Below are 15,004 nucleotides of genomic sequence, written 5' to 3'. Positions count from 1 at the left end.
ATCATCCCTCCAATAACAATAAGGATTCCTGTCGATTTGGCAAAATATGCGCCGAAGCGAAGCGATACCTCAGGCTGGCCTGTTTGGCCTGTTCTCGCGCCCTACACCTCCAGCCATTCCTGCCGGACGCGGGCATCGGCCTTGAGCTGCTGAGGTGTCCCTTCGAACACCATCTGCCCGTGGCCCATGACGTAAACGCGCTGCGAAATATCCAGCGCGATAGCCAGTTTCTGCTCGACGAGCAGCACCGAAATCCCGCGCGCCTTGAGTGTCTTGAGATACTCGCCCACCTGCGCGACGACGAGAGGCGCCAGTCCTTCCGTCGGCTCGTCGATGATGATGAAATCCGGATCGCCCATCAACGTTCGGCACAGCGTCAGCATCTGCTGCTCACCGCCGGACAGCACCCCGGCGGCCGTGTCCGCCCGCTCCTTCAGGCGCGGGAACATCTGGTACATGTCATCGAGCTGCCAGCGCGGCTTCTTTTGGCTCGGATTACGCTTTTCGCCGAGCAACAGGTTCTGCCGAACCGTCAGCGTAGGGAAAATATCTCGGTTTTCCGGCACGTAGCCTATTCCACGGTGCGCGACCTCGAAGGTCCGCAGCCCCCGCACGTCGTTGCCGCGCAGCAGAATATGTCCCTCGCACCGGACGAGACCCATGATGGACTTGGCCAGCGTCGAGCGACCTACACCGTTGCGTCCAAGCAGCGCGACGATCTCGCCCTCGCCCACCTGCATCTCGACACCGTGCAGGATATGGCTCTTGCCGTAGTACGCATGCAGGTCGCGCACCTCGATCATCGGAGTAGAGGATCCCATCAATGCGCACCTGCGGGTTCGTCCAGCGTGGTGCCCAGATAGGCTTCCTTCACGCTGCGGTTGTTGCGGATGGCTTCCGGCGTGTCGGTGGCAATCACCTCGCCATAGACCAGCACCGAAATGCGGTCTGCGAGGCCGAAGACGACGCTCATGTCGTGCTCGACCATCACCAGCGTCTTGCCGACCGTGACCTTGTGTATCAGTTCGACCGCATGGTCCGACTCCGAACGGCTCATCCCCGCCGTGGGCTCGTCGAGCAGGATGACCTCGGCGCCGCCGGCAATCGTGATGCCGATTTCGAGCGCGCGTTGTTCGGCATAGGTCAACAGTCCGGCATGGGTGTCGCGCCGGTCCTGCAACCCGATCAGTTCGAGCACTTCATCGGCGCGCTCGCGGGCGTCGCGTAACTGTCCTAACCGATGCCAGAACGAATACCGGTAACCGAGCGCCCACAGCACCGAACAGCGCAAATTCTCGAACACCGAAAGACGGTGAAAAATGTTCGTCACCTGGAAGCTGCGCGACAACCCCATGCGGTTGATCTTGTACGGCGGCAACCCGCTGATATCCACGCCGTTGAGCTTGACCGTACCGGAACTCGGCGAAAAGCGCCCCGAAATCAGGTTGAACGTCGTCGACTTGCCGGCGCCGTTGGGACCGATCAGCGCATGACGCTCGCCCTTCACGACATCCAGGTTGACGCCGCGAATGATCTCCGTGCGCCCGAATTTCTTGCGCACTTCACGTAACTCCAACGCGGCCGTCATGCGCTGCTCCCTGCGATTTCCCGTTGCACCTGATCCCACGCGCTGCGCACCCGTGCGGCCGCCACACGCGCGGCCAGTACGCCCACCACCCACAGCACCGCCGCAGCGGCCCAGGGTACCCACGAAGCGGCATCGAAATTCAGGCCCGCGAGCGCCATGACCGTACCGTTGTCGCTATCGATCTGGATCTTGTAGACGAGTTCCACGGTCAGCACCAGAGCGCTGAGAACAATCAGCGCCGCGCCCAGCATCACTGCATAGGACGGCAGCATGCGGTGCAGCTTGCGCGCGGCGATGAGGGGGACTTGCTTCATGAGCAGGCTCGATACGCCACCCGGCACGTACATCACGATCAGCACGAAGAACAGCCCCAGATAGAGCAACCAGGCATGCGTGAGATTGGACAGCGCGACCGCGAACAGCACGAAAAGGATGGAGCCGATGATCGGGCCAAAGAAGAACGCCCCGCCGCCGATGAACGTGGCGAGCAGCACGCCGCCGGACTGTGCGGCGCCGACGTTCTCCGCCGTCACGATCTCGAAGTTGATCACCGAGAGGCCGCCCGCGATCCCGGCAAAGAACGCCGAAAGGATCATCACGAGGTAGCGCACGCGCTGCGTGCTGTAGCCGACGAACTCGGCACGCTCGGGGTTGTCCCGTACCGCGTTGGCCATGCGGCCAAGCGGCGTCTGCGTCCACGCGTACATCGCAATCATCGAAACGAGGCACCAGGCGGCGATCAGGTAATAGACCTGAATCGCCGGGCCGTAAGTAATGCCAAGCACCGCATGGCCAACCGTGCGATTGGTCGGCACCCCGCCCTCCCCGCCGAAGAACCCGGGAAACATGAGCGAGCTGGCCGCCACCATTTCGCCGATACCGAGCGTAATCATGGCGAACGTGGTGCCTGACTTGCGGGTGGTCACATAGCCGAACAGCACACCGAACAGCATCCCGCCCAGGCCGCCGACAATCGGCAGCAGCGAAACCGGCAGTGGGAACTCGCCCGCACCGATCATGTTGAGCACGTGGGCGGCCACGAACGCACCTAGCCCGGAATACACCGCGTGCCCGAACGACAGCATGCCGGTCTGACCGAGCAGCATGTTGTACGACAGCGCGAAGATGATCATGATGCCCATCTGCGAGAGCAGCGCCATCGCAAAGCCACTGGAAAACAGGAGCGGCATCACCAGCATCACGAGGATCGTGGCGCCCCAGATAACCCAGCGCAGCGAATGGGCGGGATGAAACAGCCGGCGGTGCTGCATCGTCGAACCGGCACTGGCCTGAATGAGCGGTTTCATCGTTCAGCCCTCCCGCTTGCCGAGCAGCCCGCGCGGTCGCAGGATCATCATGAGCACCATCAGCAAATAAGGCAGAATCGGCGCAACCTGCGATACCGGGATGCGCCACAGCGACGACAGAACCGTGCTGTCCGTCACTTTCATGCCAACCAGTGCAAACAGGTCGGAGAGCGAAGTGTCCATCGTGACCGCGAATGTCTGCATGATGCCGATCAGGAGCGACGCGATGAACGCGCCCGGCAGCGAACCCATTCCGCCGACCACCGCGATAACGAACACGATGGTCCCCACCGACTCGGCCATCGACGGCGAAGTGACGAACGCATTGCCGCCGATCACGCCGGCCAGCCCGGCCAGCGCGCAGCCGCCGCTGAACACCATCATGAAAACGCGCTGCACGTTGTGGCCCAGCGACTCGACCATTTCGGGGTGGGTCAGCGACGCCTGAATAACGAGGCCAATGCGCGTGCGCGTTAGCAGCAGATACAACCCCACGAGCATCGCGATCGATACCAGCATCATGAAGGCCCGATACTTCGGAAAGTCCGAGCTGAACACCTTGAACAGCGTGCCGTCGAGTTCGGGCGGTATCGCGTACGGCACCGCCTCCAGTCCCCAGACCAGCTTGACGCCTTCCACGATCAGATACGACAGCCCGAAGGTAAACAGCAGCTCCGCCACGTGTCCGTACTTGTGTACCGTACGCAGGCCGAAACGTTCGACGAGCGCGCCGACGCAGGCGACGAGCACCGGCGCCACCACCAGCGCCGGCCAGAAGCCGAGCTTGCTGGCGATGGTGAAGGCAAAGTACGCTCCGAGCATGTAGAAGCTGGCGTGCGCAAAGTTGAGCACGCCCATCATGCTGAAGATCAGAGTCAGGCCCGACGAAAGCATGAACAGCAGCAGCCCGTAGCTGATGCCGTTCAAGAGAGAGATGGTCAGAAATTCCACTGCCCGATCATCCTTGTGAAGTTGCCCCGGCGGGAGAGCGTTTAGTTCGGCCGCTTCATCTGACACGTGGTCGGCTGCGTTGCCGCCGTCGGTCCGAGCTGGACGTCGGTGCGCCAGCCGTAGCCCGTATTCTCCTGGTCATACTTCACGGTCTTGCCGTCAGCCTTCGTCCACGTGGCGATCACCAGCGATTGCTGTGCCTGGTGATCGGCGGCGCGCATCGTCACCGGACCGTTCATGCCGTCTACCGTCATTCCCTCGAGGACCTTGGCGACCTTGACCGGATCGCTCGACTTCGTTTCCTTGATCGCCTTGCTCAACATCGTAATGGCGGTATAGGCCGTAGCGAGGTAGTAGTCGTCGTTGTACTTCTTCTTGTAGCCTTCGATGATCTGCCCCACCACAGCCGGGTTGTCCGTGCTGTTCGGACCGAACACCCCCACGTACTTGACGTGATCGGCACCGGACGAGCCCATGGCGGTCGGCACGCCGGTCGTGCCGCCGTAATAGGTGTAGAAGTTGGCCGTCACGCCGGCGTCCTTGCTGGCCTTGACGAGCAACGCGAGATCGCTGCCCCAGTTACCCGTGATCACCGTATCGGCGCCCGATGCCTTGATCTTGGTGGCGTAAGGCGAGAAGTCCTTGACGCGTGCGAGCGGATGGAAGTCGTCGCCGACGATCACGATATCCGGACGCTTGGCCTTCAGATCCTCACGTGCCACGCGCGAGACATCGTGGCCGAACGAGTAGTCCTGATTGATCAGATAGACCTTCTTGACGTCCTTGTCGCGCGCGAGGAAAGTCGTCAGCGCATCCATCTTCATGTCCGCATTCGCGTCGAAGCGGAAGTGCCAGTAGTCGCACCGGGCGTTGGTCATCGACGGATCCACCGCGGCGTAATTCAGGTAGATGATTTCCTTGCCCGGATTGCGTTCGTTGTACTTCGCCACCGCATCTTCCAGCGCGAGGCCCACCGACGAGCCGTTACCCTGCACGATGTAGCGAATGCCCTGGTCGGCCGCCTGGTTCAGCAGGGTCAGGCTTTCCTGCGGCGAAAGCTTGTTGTCAAACCCGACCACTTCGAACTTCGTGCCGTCTGCCCAGTTATGTTCGTTGGCCCATTCGGCCGTGTATTGCCAGCTGTGCAGCTGATTCGTTCCCAGCGACGCCATCAGGCCGGACAGCGGATCGATAAAGGCGATCTTGACGGTCTCCGCGTTTGCGGCGCCAGACATCAACGCTGAACATACGGCCGTGCTAACCAACAACGAACGCAACATTCTCATCAATTGTCTCCTTGGTGTGGGCACCCTTTTATTACTGGGGGAATTTCCGTCCGACCGTATTATTTTCGCTATATCAACACATTTCTATTGGTAACAACAGCGGTGTAGGGAAAGCACTGACGCAGCGGCTGCCACGTCACAATATCGAAACGCACCCTATGCGAGCGCAGCCCCGAAACGGTCGCGCAAATCGCGCTTGAGCACCTTGCCGATCGCACTGCGCGGCAGCGCCTCGACCACCACCACCTGCGCGAGACGCTGCATCCTGCCGAGCCGCTCGTTGGTCCAGGCCATGAGCGAGGACGCATCGATCGCCGCGCCCTCGCGCAACGTGACGAAGGCCACCGGCGTCTCGCCCCAGCGCTCCGAAGCGACACCCACCACCGCCGCCTCGCTCACGTCGGGATGCGCTGCGATCACCTGTTCGAGATCGCTTGGATAGATGTTGAAGCCGCCCGAGATGATCATGTCCTTCTTGCGGTCCATCAGAACGAGGAAGCCGTCTTCGTCGAAGCGGCCGATGTCGCCGGTGCGGATGAAGCGCTGGCCTTCGCGGTCGTACCACTCGGCCTCGGCCGTTTTGTCCGGCTGCCGGTAGTAGCCCGTCATCATCGTCGGCGAGCGCCCCACCACCTCGCCGATGCTGCCGCGAGGCAGCTCGTTGCCTTCGGCGTCGATCAGGCGCATTTCATGGCCGGGCATCGGCTGGCCGACCGTATGCAGCTTGCCGGGGCACTCGTCGGCCCGCAGCTCGCACGACGCACCGCCTTCCGTCATGCCGTAAAACTCCGTGAGCGTGCCGGGCCAGCGCCGCACCACCTCGGCCTTCAGATCCGCGGCAAACGGTGCGCTCGTGCACGACTTCGACTGGAAGCTCGTGAGATCGTAGCGGTCGAAATCCGGGTCCGCGAGCAGCCGGCGGTACTGCACCGGCACGAGCATCGTGTGCGTCGCACGGTGACGCTGCGCGAGTTCCAGATAGTGGCGGGTATCGAACTTCGGCATCAGCACCACGGTGCCGCCCAGTCCTAACGTCGGAAAGAAGCTCACGAGCGTGGTGTTCGAATAAAGCGGCGTGGCGGTCAGCGTCACGGCCTCGGGCCCGTAGCCGCGCGAAGTGCTGCGATGGGCGTAGGCGAAGCGCATGGCGTGCGACTGCACGATGCCTTTCGGCGTGCCCGTCGTGCCCGACGAATAGATGATGTTGAACGCCCACTCCGGCTGTATCGCCACAGGCTGCGGCGCCGTGCCCGCCGGCGCGAGCCACGTGTCGAATGCGTTGCCGCCTTCCTTCACGTCGAGGCGAATGGTGCGAACGGCGGGCAGCGCCGTCGCTGTCGCAAGCGCCGTTTCGACCGCTTCGTCGAGGAACAGGAGCCGCGCACCGGCGTTCTCGATCATGCCCGCGAGGCTGTCCGCATGCGCCGTGGGCGAAAGCGGCGCAACGGCAGCCCCGGCGCGCAGCGCGCCGATGAAGGCCACCACATAGCGGATCGAGCCCGTCGCGCAGATGGCGACTACGTCGCGCGGCGCCACGCCGTCGCGCTGGAGCGCGGCCGCGCAGCGGTCGGCGAGCGCGTCGAGGGCCGCATAGCTCACGGTCTCGCCTTCGCAGACGAGCGCCGCGCGTTCACCCTGGGTGCCGGCCCACTGGCGGATCTGGTCGGGCAGGCTGACGAATGGCGGAAGAGCCGGATCGAAAGTTCCGCTCATGGCGTTCGGACTCCTTTCAAGTTCAAAGATAGGCACCGAGTTCCATCTTGGCGATGGCGTTGCGATGGACTTCGTCGGGACCGTCGGCAAGGCGCAGCGTACGCGCGCTCGCATACGCACGCGCGAGCCCGAAATCGTCGCTGACACCGCCGCCGCCGTGCGCCTGAATGGCCCAGTCGATCACCTGGCAGGCCATCTGGGGCGCCGCCACCTTGATCATCGCAATCTCCTTGCGCGCAAGCTTGTTGCCGAGCGTGTCCATTTTCCACGCCGCATGCAGGACGAGAAAGCGCGCCTGGTCGATAAGGATACGCGCATTGGCAATGCGCTCGCGCGTAACGCCGTGATCGGCGATCTTGCGGCCGAACGCGGTGCGCTGCATCGTGCGCCGGCACATCGCTTCGAGCGCGCGCTCGGCGCGGCCGATCAGCCGCATGCAGTGGTGGATACGTCCCGGTCCGAGCCGCCCCTGCGCGATCTCGAAGCCGCGCCCCTCGCCCAGCAGCACGTTCGAGAGCGGCACCCGCACGTTCTCGAACAGCACCTCGGCGTGGCCGTGCGGCGCATCGTCGTAGCCGAACACGGGCAGATGCCGCAGGATCGTCACGCCCGGCGTGTCCATGGGTACGAGGATCATCGACTGACGGCGATGCGGATCGGCATTGCAAGGGTCGGTCTTGCCCATGAAGATCAGGATCTTGCAGCGCGGATCGTTGGCGCCCGAGGTCCACCACTTGCGCGCATTGATGACATAGTGTTCGCCGTCGCGCTCGATGCGCGCCTCGATGTTGGTCGCATCCGACGACGCCACCGCGGGCTCGGTCATCGCGAAGCCCGAGCGGATCGTGCCGTCGAGCAGCGGCCGCAGCCATTCGTCCTGCTGCGCGGGCGTGCCGTAGCGCACCAGCGTTTCCATATTGCCGGTATCGGGCGCGGAGCAGTTGAACGGCTCGGTGCCGATGCCCGAGCGGCCCATGATTTCGCACAACGGCGCGTATTCGAGGTTGGTGAGCCCCGCGCCATACTGCGACTCCGGCAGGAACAGATTCCACAGGCCCGCGGCGCGCGCCTGCTCCTTCAGCGCCTCCATCACGGGGGCCAGCTGCCAGGCGTTGCCGGACTGGCGGGCCGCGTCCATTTCGCCCGAGAACGTCGCTTCGGCCGGATAAACGTGCTGATCCATGAACGCGGTCAGACGCTTCTGCAGTTCCTTGACCTTGTCTGAATGCTCGAAATTCACCGTTTGATCTCCTCACTGAATATGCGCGCCCGTCTGCCGGGCAATGATGGCGCCGGCAGTGGGTGCTGCGTGCGCCAAGCCGGGTAGTCGCCGGAACGGGGTCAACGCATTGCGTCGACCTGTTGCGCAAGCGCCCACGCCTGTTCGGCGAGCGGCCGCGTGCGCCGCCCCGTTTCGAGCGCAAGCGTGCTCGACGCGTTACCCTGCAGCGCGCGCGCCGCGACGCCCTGCAGGATGCCCACCAAGCGGAACATGTTGAAGACGAGGTAATAGCCCCACTCCGCTGGCGACACCTCCGCTTGAACGCCCGCTTCAGATCCCGCTTTGCGTGCCGTGCGTTCCAGATAGCGCCGCAGATACTCGCGTTCGGAAGGAATGCCAAGCATGGGCAGATCGAGTCCGACGAGTCCGCGCCGCTCGCCGGCCGTCATGTGCCAGATCATGCAGTGATAGGCAAAATCGACGAGCGGGTGGCCGAGCGTGGAGAGCTCCCAGTCGAGCACGGCGAGAATGCGAGCCTCGTCCGGGTGGAAGATGACGTTGTCGAGCCGGTAGTCGCCGTGCACGATGCGGCTCTCGTCGCCGGCGGGAATGTGCAGCGGCAGCCAGTCGATCAGGCGGTCGGCCGCCTCGATACGTTCCGTTTCGGCGGCGCGGTACTGCTTCGTCCAGCGCGCCACCTGGCGCGCAATGTAGTTCCCCGGCTTGCCGTAGTCGCCAAGGCCGATCGCGGCGGGATCGAGTGCGTGCAGCTCGGCCTGCACGCGGTTCATTTCGTCGAAGATCGCCGCGCGTTCTGGGCTCGTCATGCCGGGCAAGGCAGGGTCCCAGAAGATGCGGCCCTCGACATACTCCATGATGTAGAACGGCGTGCCGAGCACATCGGCGTACTCGCACAGCGCATGGGCCTTCGCGACAGGCACCGCCGTTTGGCCCAGCGCGCGGATCACGCGGTATTCGCGCTCCACGGCATGCGCCGAGGGCAGCAACGTGCCCGGCGGCTTGCGGCGCAGCACGTAGCGGCGGCCGTCCGCTTCGAGCAGGAAGGTGGGATTGGACTGGCCGCCCTTGAACTGCTCGGCGCGCAAGCGCCCCGAGAACCCCGCCACATGCGCGCGCATCCACGCGCCCAGCCGTACGAGGTCGAACGCATGCGCCTCCGCTACGGGACGCGTGCCGCTGAAGCTGCTCTGGAAGTCGATCTTCATATCGCGGACCGCCCCCCGTCGACAGCGAGATACTGGCCCGTGACATGCCGCGAGGCATCGGAGGCGAAGTACACGAGCGCGCCCTTGAGGTCGTCGTCGCCACCGAAGCGTTGCAGCGGCGTGCGGCGTATCACTTCGTCGCCGATCGAATCGAGCAGGCCCGCCGACATCTTCGACGGAAAGAACCCCGGGCAAATCGCGTTGACATTGATGCCGTGCCGGCCCCACTCCGAAGCGAGCGCGCGCGTGAAGTTGATCATGGCCGCCTTGGAGGTGTTGTAGGCGATCGTGTGCACACCGCGCCCCATGCCGCGCAGCCCCGCTATCGAGGCGATGTTGACGATCTTGCCGCTGCGCCGCGGAATCATGCTGCGCCGCCCCACCTCGCGCGTGAGGAAAAACGGCGCATTCACGTTCAGGTTGATGACCTTGTGCCATGCGGCGTCGGGATAGTCCTCGGTGGGTGCGCCCCAGGTCGCGCCCGCATTGTTGACGAGGATGTCGATGCGCCCATGCGCGGCCAGCACCCCATCGACCAGCACCGGAATGCGATCGAGCTGCTGCAGGTCGCTCACGAACGTCTTTGCCTCGATGCCGCGCCCGCGCAAATGCGCTTCGGCGTCATCCAGTTCGTCGGCCTTGCGCGCCGAGATCGCCACCCTGCACCCCATCTCGCCCAGTGCCTCGGCCATCTGCAGGCCGAGCCCCCGCGAGCCGCCCGTCACGAGCGCGACGCGCCCGTGCAGACTGAACAGATCCCTTGTGCCCATCGACGCGTCCTCGTCTTGCAGGCGGCTTGCCAACCGCCGGGATAATTCTGCAAAGCAGAACTTGAATTCTGCATTGCAGAAATCCTAGCGTCTCAGCGGCCGCGATGCAAACGGCAGATTCGTCCTTTTCCCCAGGAATAACCCTCGGCGCAGGCAGGGCAGGCGGGGTTAGCCTTCCTCGCGCGGCGAAACGGCGCCCTCTTCGAGCTGAGCCACGAGGCGTAGCAGCCGTGGCTTCACCTCTTCGAGAAGAAACGCCCTGGAAAGCGACGAGGATGGACCGCCCACGTTGATCGCCATGACCGGCAGGCCGCCGCCCGGCTCGAACGCGCGCGCGATGCCGTTGACGTCTTTTTGCCAGTCGCCGAACGAGCAGGTCACGCCGAGCGACCGATGGTCTTCGAAGCCCTGCTCGATGCCCCGCCGGATCTGCGGCCAGGCGACGTCGTCGAGCTCGTGAACCTGCCCCATGACGTCGGCCCGCTCGCGCGCCGGCGCCATGGCCAGCCAGGCGCGGCCGATCGCCGAGGTGGCGAGCGGAATACGCGAACCCACGTCCAGCGTGAGCGCAAGCGCCCCCGGGCCGCGGCAGCTTTCGATGTAGAGCATGGAGAGGCGGTCGCGCATGCCGAGCGACACCGTGCCGCCCGCAAACTCGGCCAGTTCCTGCATCAGCGGGCGCGCCATCTTGCGCACGTCGAGGCGGGCGAGGACCGAACTGCCGAGCGCGAGACAGGCGGTGCCGAGGCGATAGCGTCCACTGTCTTCCAGGTGGATCAGATAGCCGAGTTTCGTGAGCGTCATGGTCAGACGCGAAACCGTGGAGCGCGGCAACCGGCAGCGCTGCGCGATTTCCTGATTGGTCAACGTCGTGACCCCGCCGCGAAAGGACGCCAGCACCTCGAGTCCCCGGGCCAGCGCCGTCACGAAATGCCGGTCCTCTTTATGGGCCGCAGGCCGATCTGTCTTGTGCTCGATGTCAGCCATCATGAAATAGAAATAAGCATTCGAATCGCGCCACGGCTTTCCGGACTGTCCCGCACCCCTCGCGATCCGGACGCCTGGCGTCGACGAAATTATATTCCGTAATGCAGAATCCGGTTTCCGCTGGCCGGGATCGCCGCGCAAGATTCTTGCGCAGCAAAAAATACGGCGCGGCATAGACACAAGTACACTCGTCAACGTCGGGCCGCCCGATCGCGCCGGATCGGCGCCCATTTACGGAGAAACGGCCATGCCGAACGAAACGATGCTGGCGCAGATGCGCTCGAAGCCCGGATTCATCGCCGCACTCGACCAGAGCGGCGGTTCGACGCCCGGCGCGCTGCGCCAGTACGGGATTCCCGAGAGCGCCTACAGCGGCGACGCCGACATGTTCCGCCTCATGCACGGGATGCGCGTGCGCATCGTCACCGCACCGGCCTTTACGGGCGAAAAGATCATCGGTGCGATCCTGTTCGAAGCGACGATGGACGGCAAGGCGCAGGACAAGCCGGTGCCGGCGTTTCTGTGGCACGACCGGGGCGTGGTGCCCTTCCTGAAGGTCGACAAGGGCCTCGCCACGGAAGCCGACGGCGTGCGCCTCATGAAGCCGATCCCGGAGCTCGATGCCCTGCTTGCGCGCGCGGTGCAGGCGGGCATCTTCGGCACGAAGATGCGGTCGGTGATCGAGCGCGCGTCGCCCACGGGCATCGCCGCCATCGCCGCGCAGCAGTTCGAGTTGGGCGAGCAGATTGGCGCCCATGGCCTCGTCCCGATTCTCGAACCCGAGGTTTCCATCAAGATTCCCGACAAGGCCGAAGCCGAAGCGCTGCTGCGCGACGAACTGCTGAAGGGACTCGATGCGCTGCCGGCCTCGCGCGACGTCATGATCAAGTTGACGATCCCGAGCACGCCCGACTTCTATCTACCGCTCATCGAACATCCGCGCGTCGTGCGCGTGGTGGCGCTTTCGGGGGGCTATTCGCGCAGCGACGCATGCCGGCGCCTTGCGGCCAACCACGGCATGATCGCCAGCTTCTCGCGGGCGCTCATCAACGATCTGACGAAGTCGATGAGCGACGCCGAGTTCGACGCCACCCTCGCCGCGAGTATCGACGAGATCTGGAAGGCGTCGGTCGAGAAAGACTGACGCGGCCTTTTCCGCAGGGAAAACCGGCAGCCGTGGGAGCGGGCGAGGCGTCCGCTCCCACGCTGTTCTTTTGCGCCGCACCAGGGTGCCTGCGCACGCAACCGGCAACCCGGCCGCCGACGCGGTTATACTTGCTGCTTCCCCGTTTCTCGACACGCACTGGCCATGAGGCGATTACTTTGCCTGATCGTCCTGCTGCCGGGTCTGCTTGCGCAAGCGTGGGCTCAGCAAAGCCCCGTCACCAGTAGCAGTCCCGGCACCGGCTCGGACACGATCTCCGCATACCTGATGCAACGGTTCGGCGTGGCGAAGGAAAAAGCGGCGCAGATCTCCGCGGCCGTCACCACGGCTGCCGAAAAATACTCTCTCCCCCCTGCCATTCTGCTGGCGATCATTTCGACCGAATCGCGCTTTCGCGAAAAGGCGCACGGCGCCAACGGCGCGACCGGCCTGATGCAGGTCGTACCGTCGGCACACCGGAATCTCCTGCGCCATGTAAAGGATCTCACTAATCCGGACGTGAATATCGATATCGGCTCGTCGATCCTCTACGGTTACCGCCAGTCAGCCGGCGGCGACCTGAACGCAGCCATGAAGAGCTATGGCGGGTCGATGGCCTACGCGCAAAAAATCCAGTCGCGCGCGGCGGAATTCAACCGCCTGTTCGAGACGCCGGCGGCGGCGCAGCCCGCATCCGACGGCGCCGAGGCTTCGGCCGTGCCGGCCGTGTTCGTCGTTCCGCCCGCCTTCAACGCTTCGGCGGCGGCGGCTTCGTCCGCTGCGGATGCAACGACTGCCACCGCCGCACAGTCCGTACACTGAGCACGCCTGCGCCGCACGCAATGATCACGCGGGACTGAGAGAACGACTGAGGCGTACCGTCTCGCCAACATGCCGGGCACGCAATGGCCCGGCATGGCGCATCCAGACGACGCTCAAGCTTCGGCGGCCGGGGGTTCCTGCGGAGTGTCCGGCGCGTCCGGCGCGGCCAAGTCGTGCACCGCCGCGGCCTGAGCCGGCGCTTTCGCATCGGCCTGCTCCGGTTCTGCCTGGCCGGCCGGTTGCGGTTGTGCCGCAGCCTTGGGCGGCTGTTCCGCCCCCGCTTCCCTGGCTTTGGCCTGTGCCTCGGCCTTCGCCTTCTGGCGGGCCAGCGCCGCGTTGGCGCGGCCGACGTGCGACGGATCGATGCCCGGGCCCGCCGAAGCGCTGCCGTCCAGCTCGTAACGGGAGCCGCCGGCCGCGACGCGCTCGTGATAGCGCGGGTGGTTGACGTGGCGCTTGAGCACCGCGACGATCAGCGTGCGCTCGTACTCCGGGTGACGTGCGACAAGGTCTTCCGCCACGCCGATCTTCAACGGCAGACGATCGCGAAACGCCGGGTACAGTTTCGCAAGCACGTTCCAGACCGTATTGAGCTGGCGGTTGCGCTCGATGCGCGCCTTTTCTTCCTCGGTCAGGTTGGCTGCCGGCTGCGCCGCGCGCACGGGGCGCTGGCGCTGCTGGGCGGGCCGCTGGCCCGGCTGCTGTGCGCGCCCTTCCCGCGCCTCCTTCGGCGGACGGGGTTTGGCCCCTTGCGGCCGGCCGCCCGGCTGCTGCGGCCGGGCGCGGGGGCGAGCGTCCTTCGCGTGCGCGGCAGGCCCCTTGCGCGCGGGCTTGCTTCCCGGCGTTTCCGGCGCTGGCGGCGTTTCTTCGGGACTTTGCCCCGAGCCCTTCCCCATGCTCTTCTTGATTTCCTGCAGACCTTCCTTGAAGCTCAGGGTGCGGCGTTGTTGCGATGCGGCTTTCACGTCCAGATCTCTTCCTTATTGGATCGGACGCTATGATACCGAATCGCGAGCGGCATTTCTGGCACGCCGTATTGTGCTGCGCATATTGATACCCTGGTGAGGTTCGGAAAGCGGAAAACAAGGCATGCCAGGCCGGTTGCCCGGTATCGATGGAAGCGGCACAGTCACGCCTCGCTTTTCCGCGGCATCGGCCCCGCTTCCTTTCCGTACCGATCCCCTTCGATCGCCCCAATCCATGACCACTTCCCCCGCTTCGATCCGCGCCATCGTCACCGGACACACCCGCGGTCTGGGCGCCGCGCTAGCCGAACTCCTGCTGGCGCGGGGCATCCGCGTGCTGGGGCTCGGGCGCGGCACGAATACGGCGCTTGCCGCTCGCCACCATGCCGCGCTCGTCCAGACGCCACTCGATCTTTCCGATACCCCCGCCATCGAGCGCTGGCTCGCCACCGACGCGCTACGTCGCTTCACCGCCGAAGCCCATTGCGTGCTGCTCTTCAACAACGCCGGCATGGTGGAGCCGATCGCGCCGTGCGGCGCGCAGGCAGCGGATGCGATCGCACGAGCAGTCGCACTCAATGTCACGGCCCCGCTCATGCTCGCGAACGCCGTCGCTTCCCAGGCGGCGGCGAGCCCCGAAGCCGAACGCCGCATCGTGCACGTGTCGAGCGGTGCAGCGCGCAATGCGTACGCGGGCTGGAGCATCTATTGCGCGACCAAGGCGGCGCTCGATCATCATGCGCGTGCCGTGGCGCTCGATGCGCCGCAAGGTGTGCGCATCTGCAGCGTGGCGCCTGGCGTCGTCGATACGGCCATGCAGGCAACGATCCGCGCCACGGCCGCCGACCAGTTCCCCTCGCGTGAACGCTTCGAACAACTGAAGCAGAACGGCCAGCTTGCAACGCCCGAAGCGGCTGCCCGGCAACTCGTCGATTACGCGTTGAGCGACGCCTTCGGTTCGACGCCCACGGCCGACGTCCGCGAACTCGCGAAAGCGTAACGAGGCCGCGCCAGCCCTCGCCT

At 64.9% G+C, this 15,004-nt stretch carries 14 protein-coding genes; 3 read left to right on the top strand and 11 right to left on the bottom strand.

Annotated features, from left to right (window positions below):
• Window positions 1–101 precede the first annotated feature (101 nt).
• The 10 genes from WJ542_RS18530 to WJ542_RS18485 all read right to left on the bottom strand — a co-directional run bounded on the left by WJ542_RS18530 (window position 102) and on the right by WJ542_RS18485 (window position 11,050).
• The gene (locus tag WJ542_RS18530; RefSeq protein ID WP_411190883.1) at window positions 102–821 is read right to left on the bottom strand and encodes an ABC transporter ATP-binding protein; all 720 of its coding nucleotides are present in this window, start codon (window positions 819–821) and stop codon (window positions 102–104) included.
• Window positions 821–1,588, bottom strand: coding sequence for an ABC transporter ATP-binding protein (locus WJ542_RS18525; RefSeq protein WP_411190882.1), 768 nt, complete (start codon window positions 1,586–1,588; stop codon window positions 821–823). Before WJ542_RS18525 ends, WJ542_RS18530 begins: the two co-directional genes overlap by 1 nt.
• A complete protein-coding gene (locus WJ542_RS18520) occupies window positions 1,585–2,859 on the bottom strand; it encodes a branched-chain amino acid ABC transporter permease (RefSeq protein ID WP_411192489.1) in 1,275 nt (424 codons plus the stop codon). Before WJ542_RS18520 ends, WJ542_RS18525 begins: the two co-directional genes overlap by 4 nt.
• A 39-nt stretch (window positions 2,860–2,898) precedes the next feature.
• Window positions 2,899–3,846, bottom strand: a complete 948-nt coding sequence (locus WJ542_RS18515; protein ID WP_411190881.1) for a branched-chain amino acid ABC transporter permease — start codon at window positions 3,844–3,846, stop codon at window positions 2,899–2,901.
• Window positions 3,847–3,887: 41 nt separating this feature from the next.
• On the bottom strand, window positions 3,888–5,132 hold the full coding sequence (locus WJ542_RS18510) for a branched-chain amino acid ABC transporter substrate-binding protein (protein ID WP_411190879.1): 1,245 nt from the start codon (window positions 5,130–5,132) through the stop codon (window positions 3,888–3,890).
• Between the two features lie 156 nt (window positions 5,133–5,288).
• Window positions 5,289–6,845, bottom strand: coding sequence for a class I adenylate-forming enzyme family protein (locus WJ542_RS18505; protein WP_411190878.1), 1,557 nt, complete (start codon window positions 6,843–6,845; stop codon window positions 5,289–5,291).
• 22 nt (window positions 6,846–6,867) lie between these two features.
• Window positions 6,868–8,085: an acyl-CoA dehydrogenase family protein gene (locus WJ542_RS18500; protein ID WP_411190877.1), complete on the bottom strand. Its 1,218-nt coding sequence runs from the start codon at window positions 8,083–8,085 to the stop codon at window positions 6,868–6,870.
• A gap of 101 nt (window positions 8,086–8,186) precedes the next feature.
• Entirely contained in the window at window positions 8,187–9,293 is a 1,107-nt protein-coding gene (locus WJ542_RS18495) for a phosphotransferase (RefSeq protein WP_411190875.1), read from the bottom strand.
• Window positions 9,290–10,063, bottom strand: coding sequence for an SDR family oxidoreductase (locus WJ542_RS18490; protein WP_411190874.1), 774 nt, complete (start codon window positions 10,061–10,063; stop codon window positions 9,290–9,292). The genes WJ542_RS18495 and WJ542_RS18490 overlap by 4 nt, the downstream gene beginning before the upstream one ends.
• A gap of 168 nt (window positions 10,064–10,231) precedes the next feature.
• Window positions 10,232–11,050, bottom strand: a complete 819-nt coding sequence (locus WJ542_RS18485; RefSeq protein WP_411192488.1) for an IclR family transcriptional regulator — start codon at window positions 11,048–11,050, stop codon at window positions 10,232–10,234.
• Window positions 11,051–11,297: 247 nt separating this feature from the next.
• On the opposite strand from WJ542_RS18485, the gene WJ542_RS18480 reads away from it, so the two are divergent.
• Together WJ542_RS18480 and WJ542_RS18475 are read left to right on the top strand one after the other, a co-directional pair.
• The gene (locus WJ542_RS18480) at window positions 11,298–12,194 is read left to right on the top strand and encodes a fructose bisphosphate aldolase (protein ID WP_411190873.1); all 897 of its coding nucleotides are present in this window, start codon (window positions 11,298–11,300) and stop codon (window positions 12,192–12,194) included.
• Window positions 12,195–12,359: 165 nt separating this feature from the next.
• On the top strand, window positions 12,360–13,016 hold the full coding sequence (locus WJ542_RS18475; RefSeq protein ID WP_411190872.1) for a transglycosylase SLT domain-containing protein: 657 nt from the start codon (window positions 12,360–12,362) through the stop codon (window positions 13,014–13,016).
• A gap of 113 nt (window positions 13,017–13,129) precedes the next feature.
• Here the strand turns inward: WJ542_RS18475 and WJ542_RS18470 are convergent, their stop codons facing one another.
• Window positions 13,130–13,981: a ProQ/FINO family protein gene (locus tag WJ542_RS18470; RefSeq protein ID WP_411190871.1), complete on the bottom strand. Its 852-nt coding sequence runs from the start codon at window positions 13,979–13,981 to the stop codon at window positions 13,130–13,132.
• A gap of 235 nt (window positions 13,982–14,216) precedes the next feature.
• On the opposite strand from WJ542_RS18470, the gene WJ542_RS18465 reads away from it, so the two are divergent.
• A complete protein-coding gene (locus tag WJ542_RS18465; RefSeq protein ID WP_411190870.1) occupies window positions 14,217–14,981 on the top strand; it encodes an SDR family oxidoreductase in 765 nt (254 codons plus the stop codon).
• Window positions 14,982–15,004: the final 23 nt, after the last annotated feature.

Origin of the sequence: Paraburkholderia yinzeri, assembly GCF_046581065.1 — a bacterium.
In the GTDB taxonomy this organism is placed as follows: Bacteria; Pseudomonadota; Gammaproteobacteria; order Burkholderiales; family Burkholderiaceae; genus Paraburkholderia.
This window is presented reverse-complemented; position numbering and strand designations above follow the sequence as displayed.

Coding starts and splice junctions, on each gene's coding strand:
- WJ542_RS18530 (WP_411190883.1), bottom strand. CDS start 821: ATGGGATCCTCTACTCCGATGATCGAGGTGCGCGACCTGCATGCGTAC.
- WJ542_RS18495 (WP_411190875.1), bottom strand. CDS start 9,293: ATGAAGATCGACTTCCAGAGCAGCTTCAGCGGCACGCGTCCCGTAGCG.
- WJ542_RS18510 (WP_411190879.1), bottom strand. CDS start 5,132: ATGAGAATGTTGCGTTCGTTGTTGGTTAGCACGGCCGTATGTTCAGCG.
- WJ542_RS18525 (WP_411190882.1), bottom strand. CDS start 1,588: ATGACGGCCGCGTTGGAGTTACGTGAAGTGCGCAAGAAATTCGGGCGC.
- WJ542_RS18485 (WP_411192488.1), bottom strand. CDS start 11,050: ATGGCTGACATCGAGCACAAGACAGATCGGCCTGCGGCCCATAAAGAG.
- WJ542_RS18490 (WP_411190874.1), bottom strand. CDS start 10,063: ATGGGCACAAGGGATCTGTTCAGTCTGCACGGGCGCGTCGCGCTCGTG.
- WJ542_RS18475 (WP_411190872.1), top strand. CDS start 12,360: ATGAGGCGATTACTTTGCCTGATCGTCCTGCTGCCGGGTCTGCTTGCG.
- WJ542_RS18480 (WP_411190873.1), top strand. CDS start 11,298: ATGCCGAACGAAACGATGCTGGCGCAGATGCGCTCGAAGCCCGGATTC.
- WJ542_RS18505 (WP_411190878.1), bottom strand. CDS start 6,845: ATGAGCGGAACTTTCGATCCGGCTCTTCCGCCATTCGTCAGCCTGCCC.
- WJ542_RS18520 (WP_411192489.1), bottom strand. CDS start 2,859: ATGCAGCACCGCCGGCTGTTTCATCCCGCCCATTCGCTGCGCTGGGTT.
- WJ542_RS18465 (WP_411190870.1), top strand. CDS start 14,217: ATGACCACTTCCCCCGCTTCGATCCGCGCCATCGTCACCGGACACACC.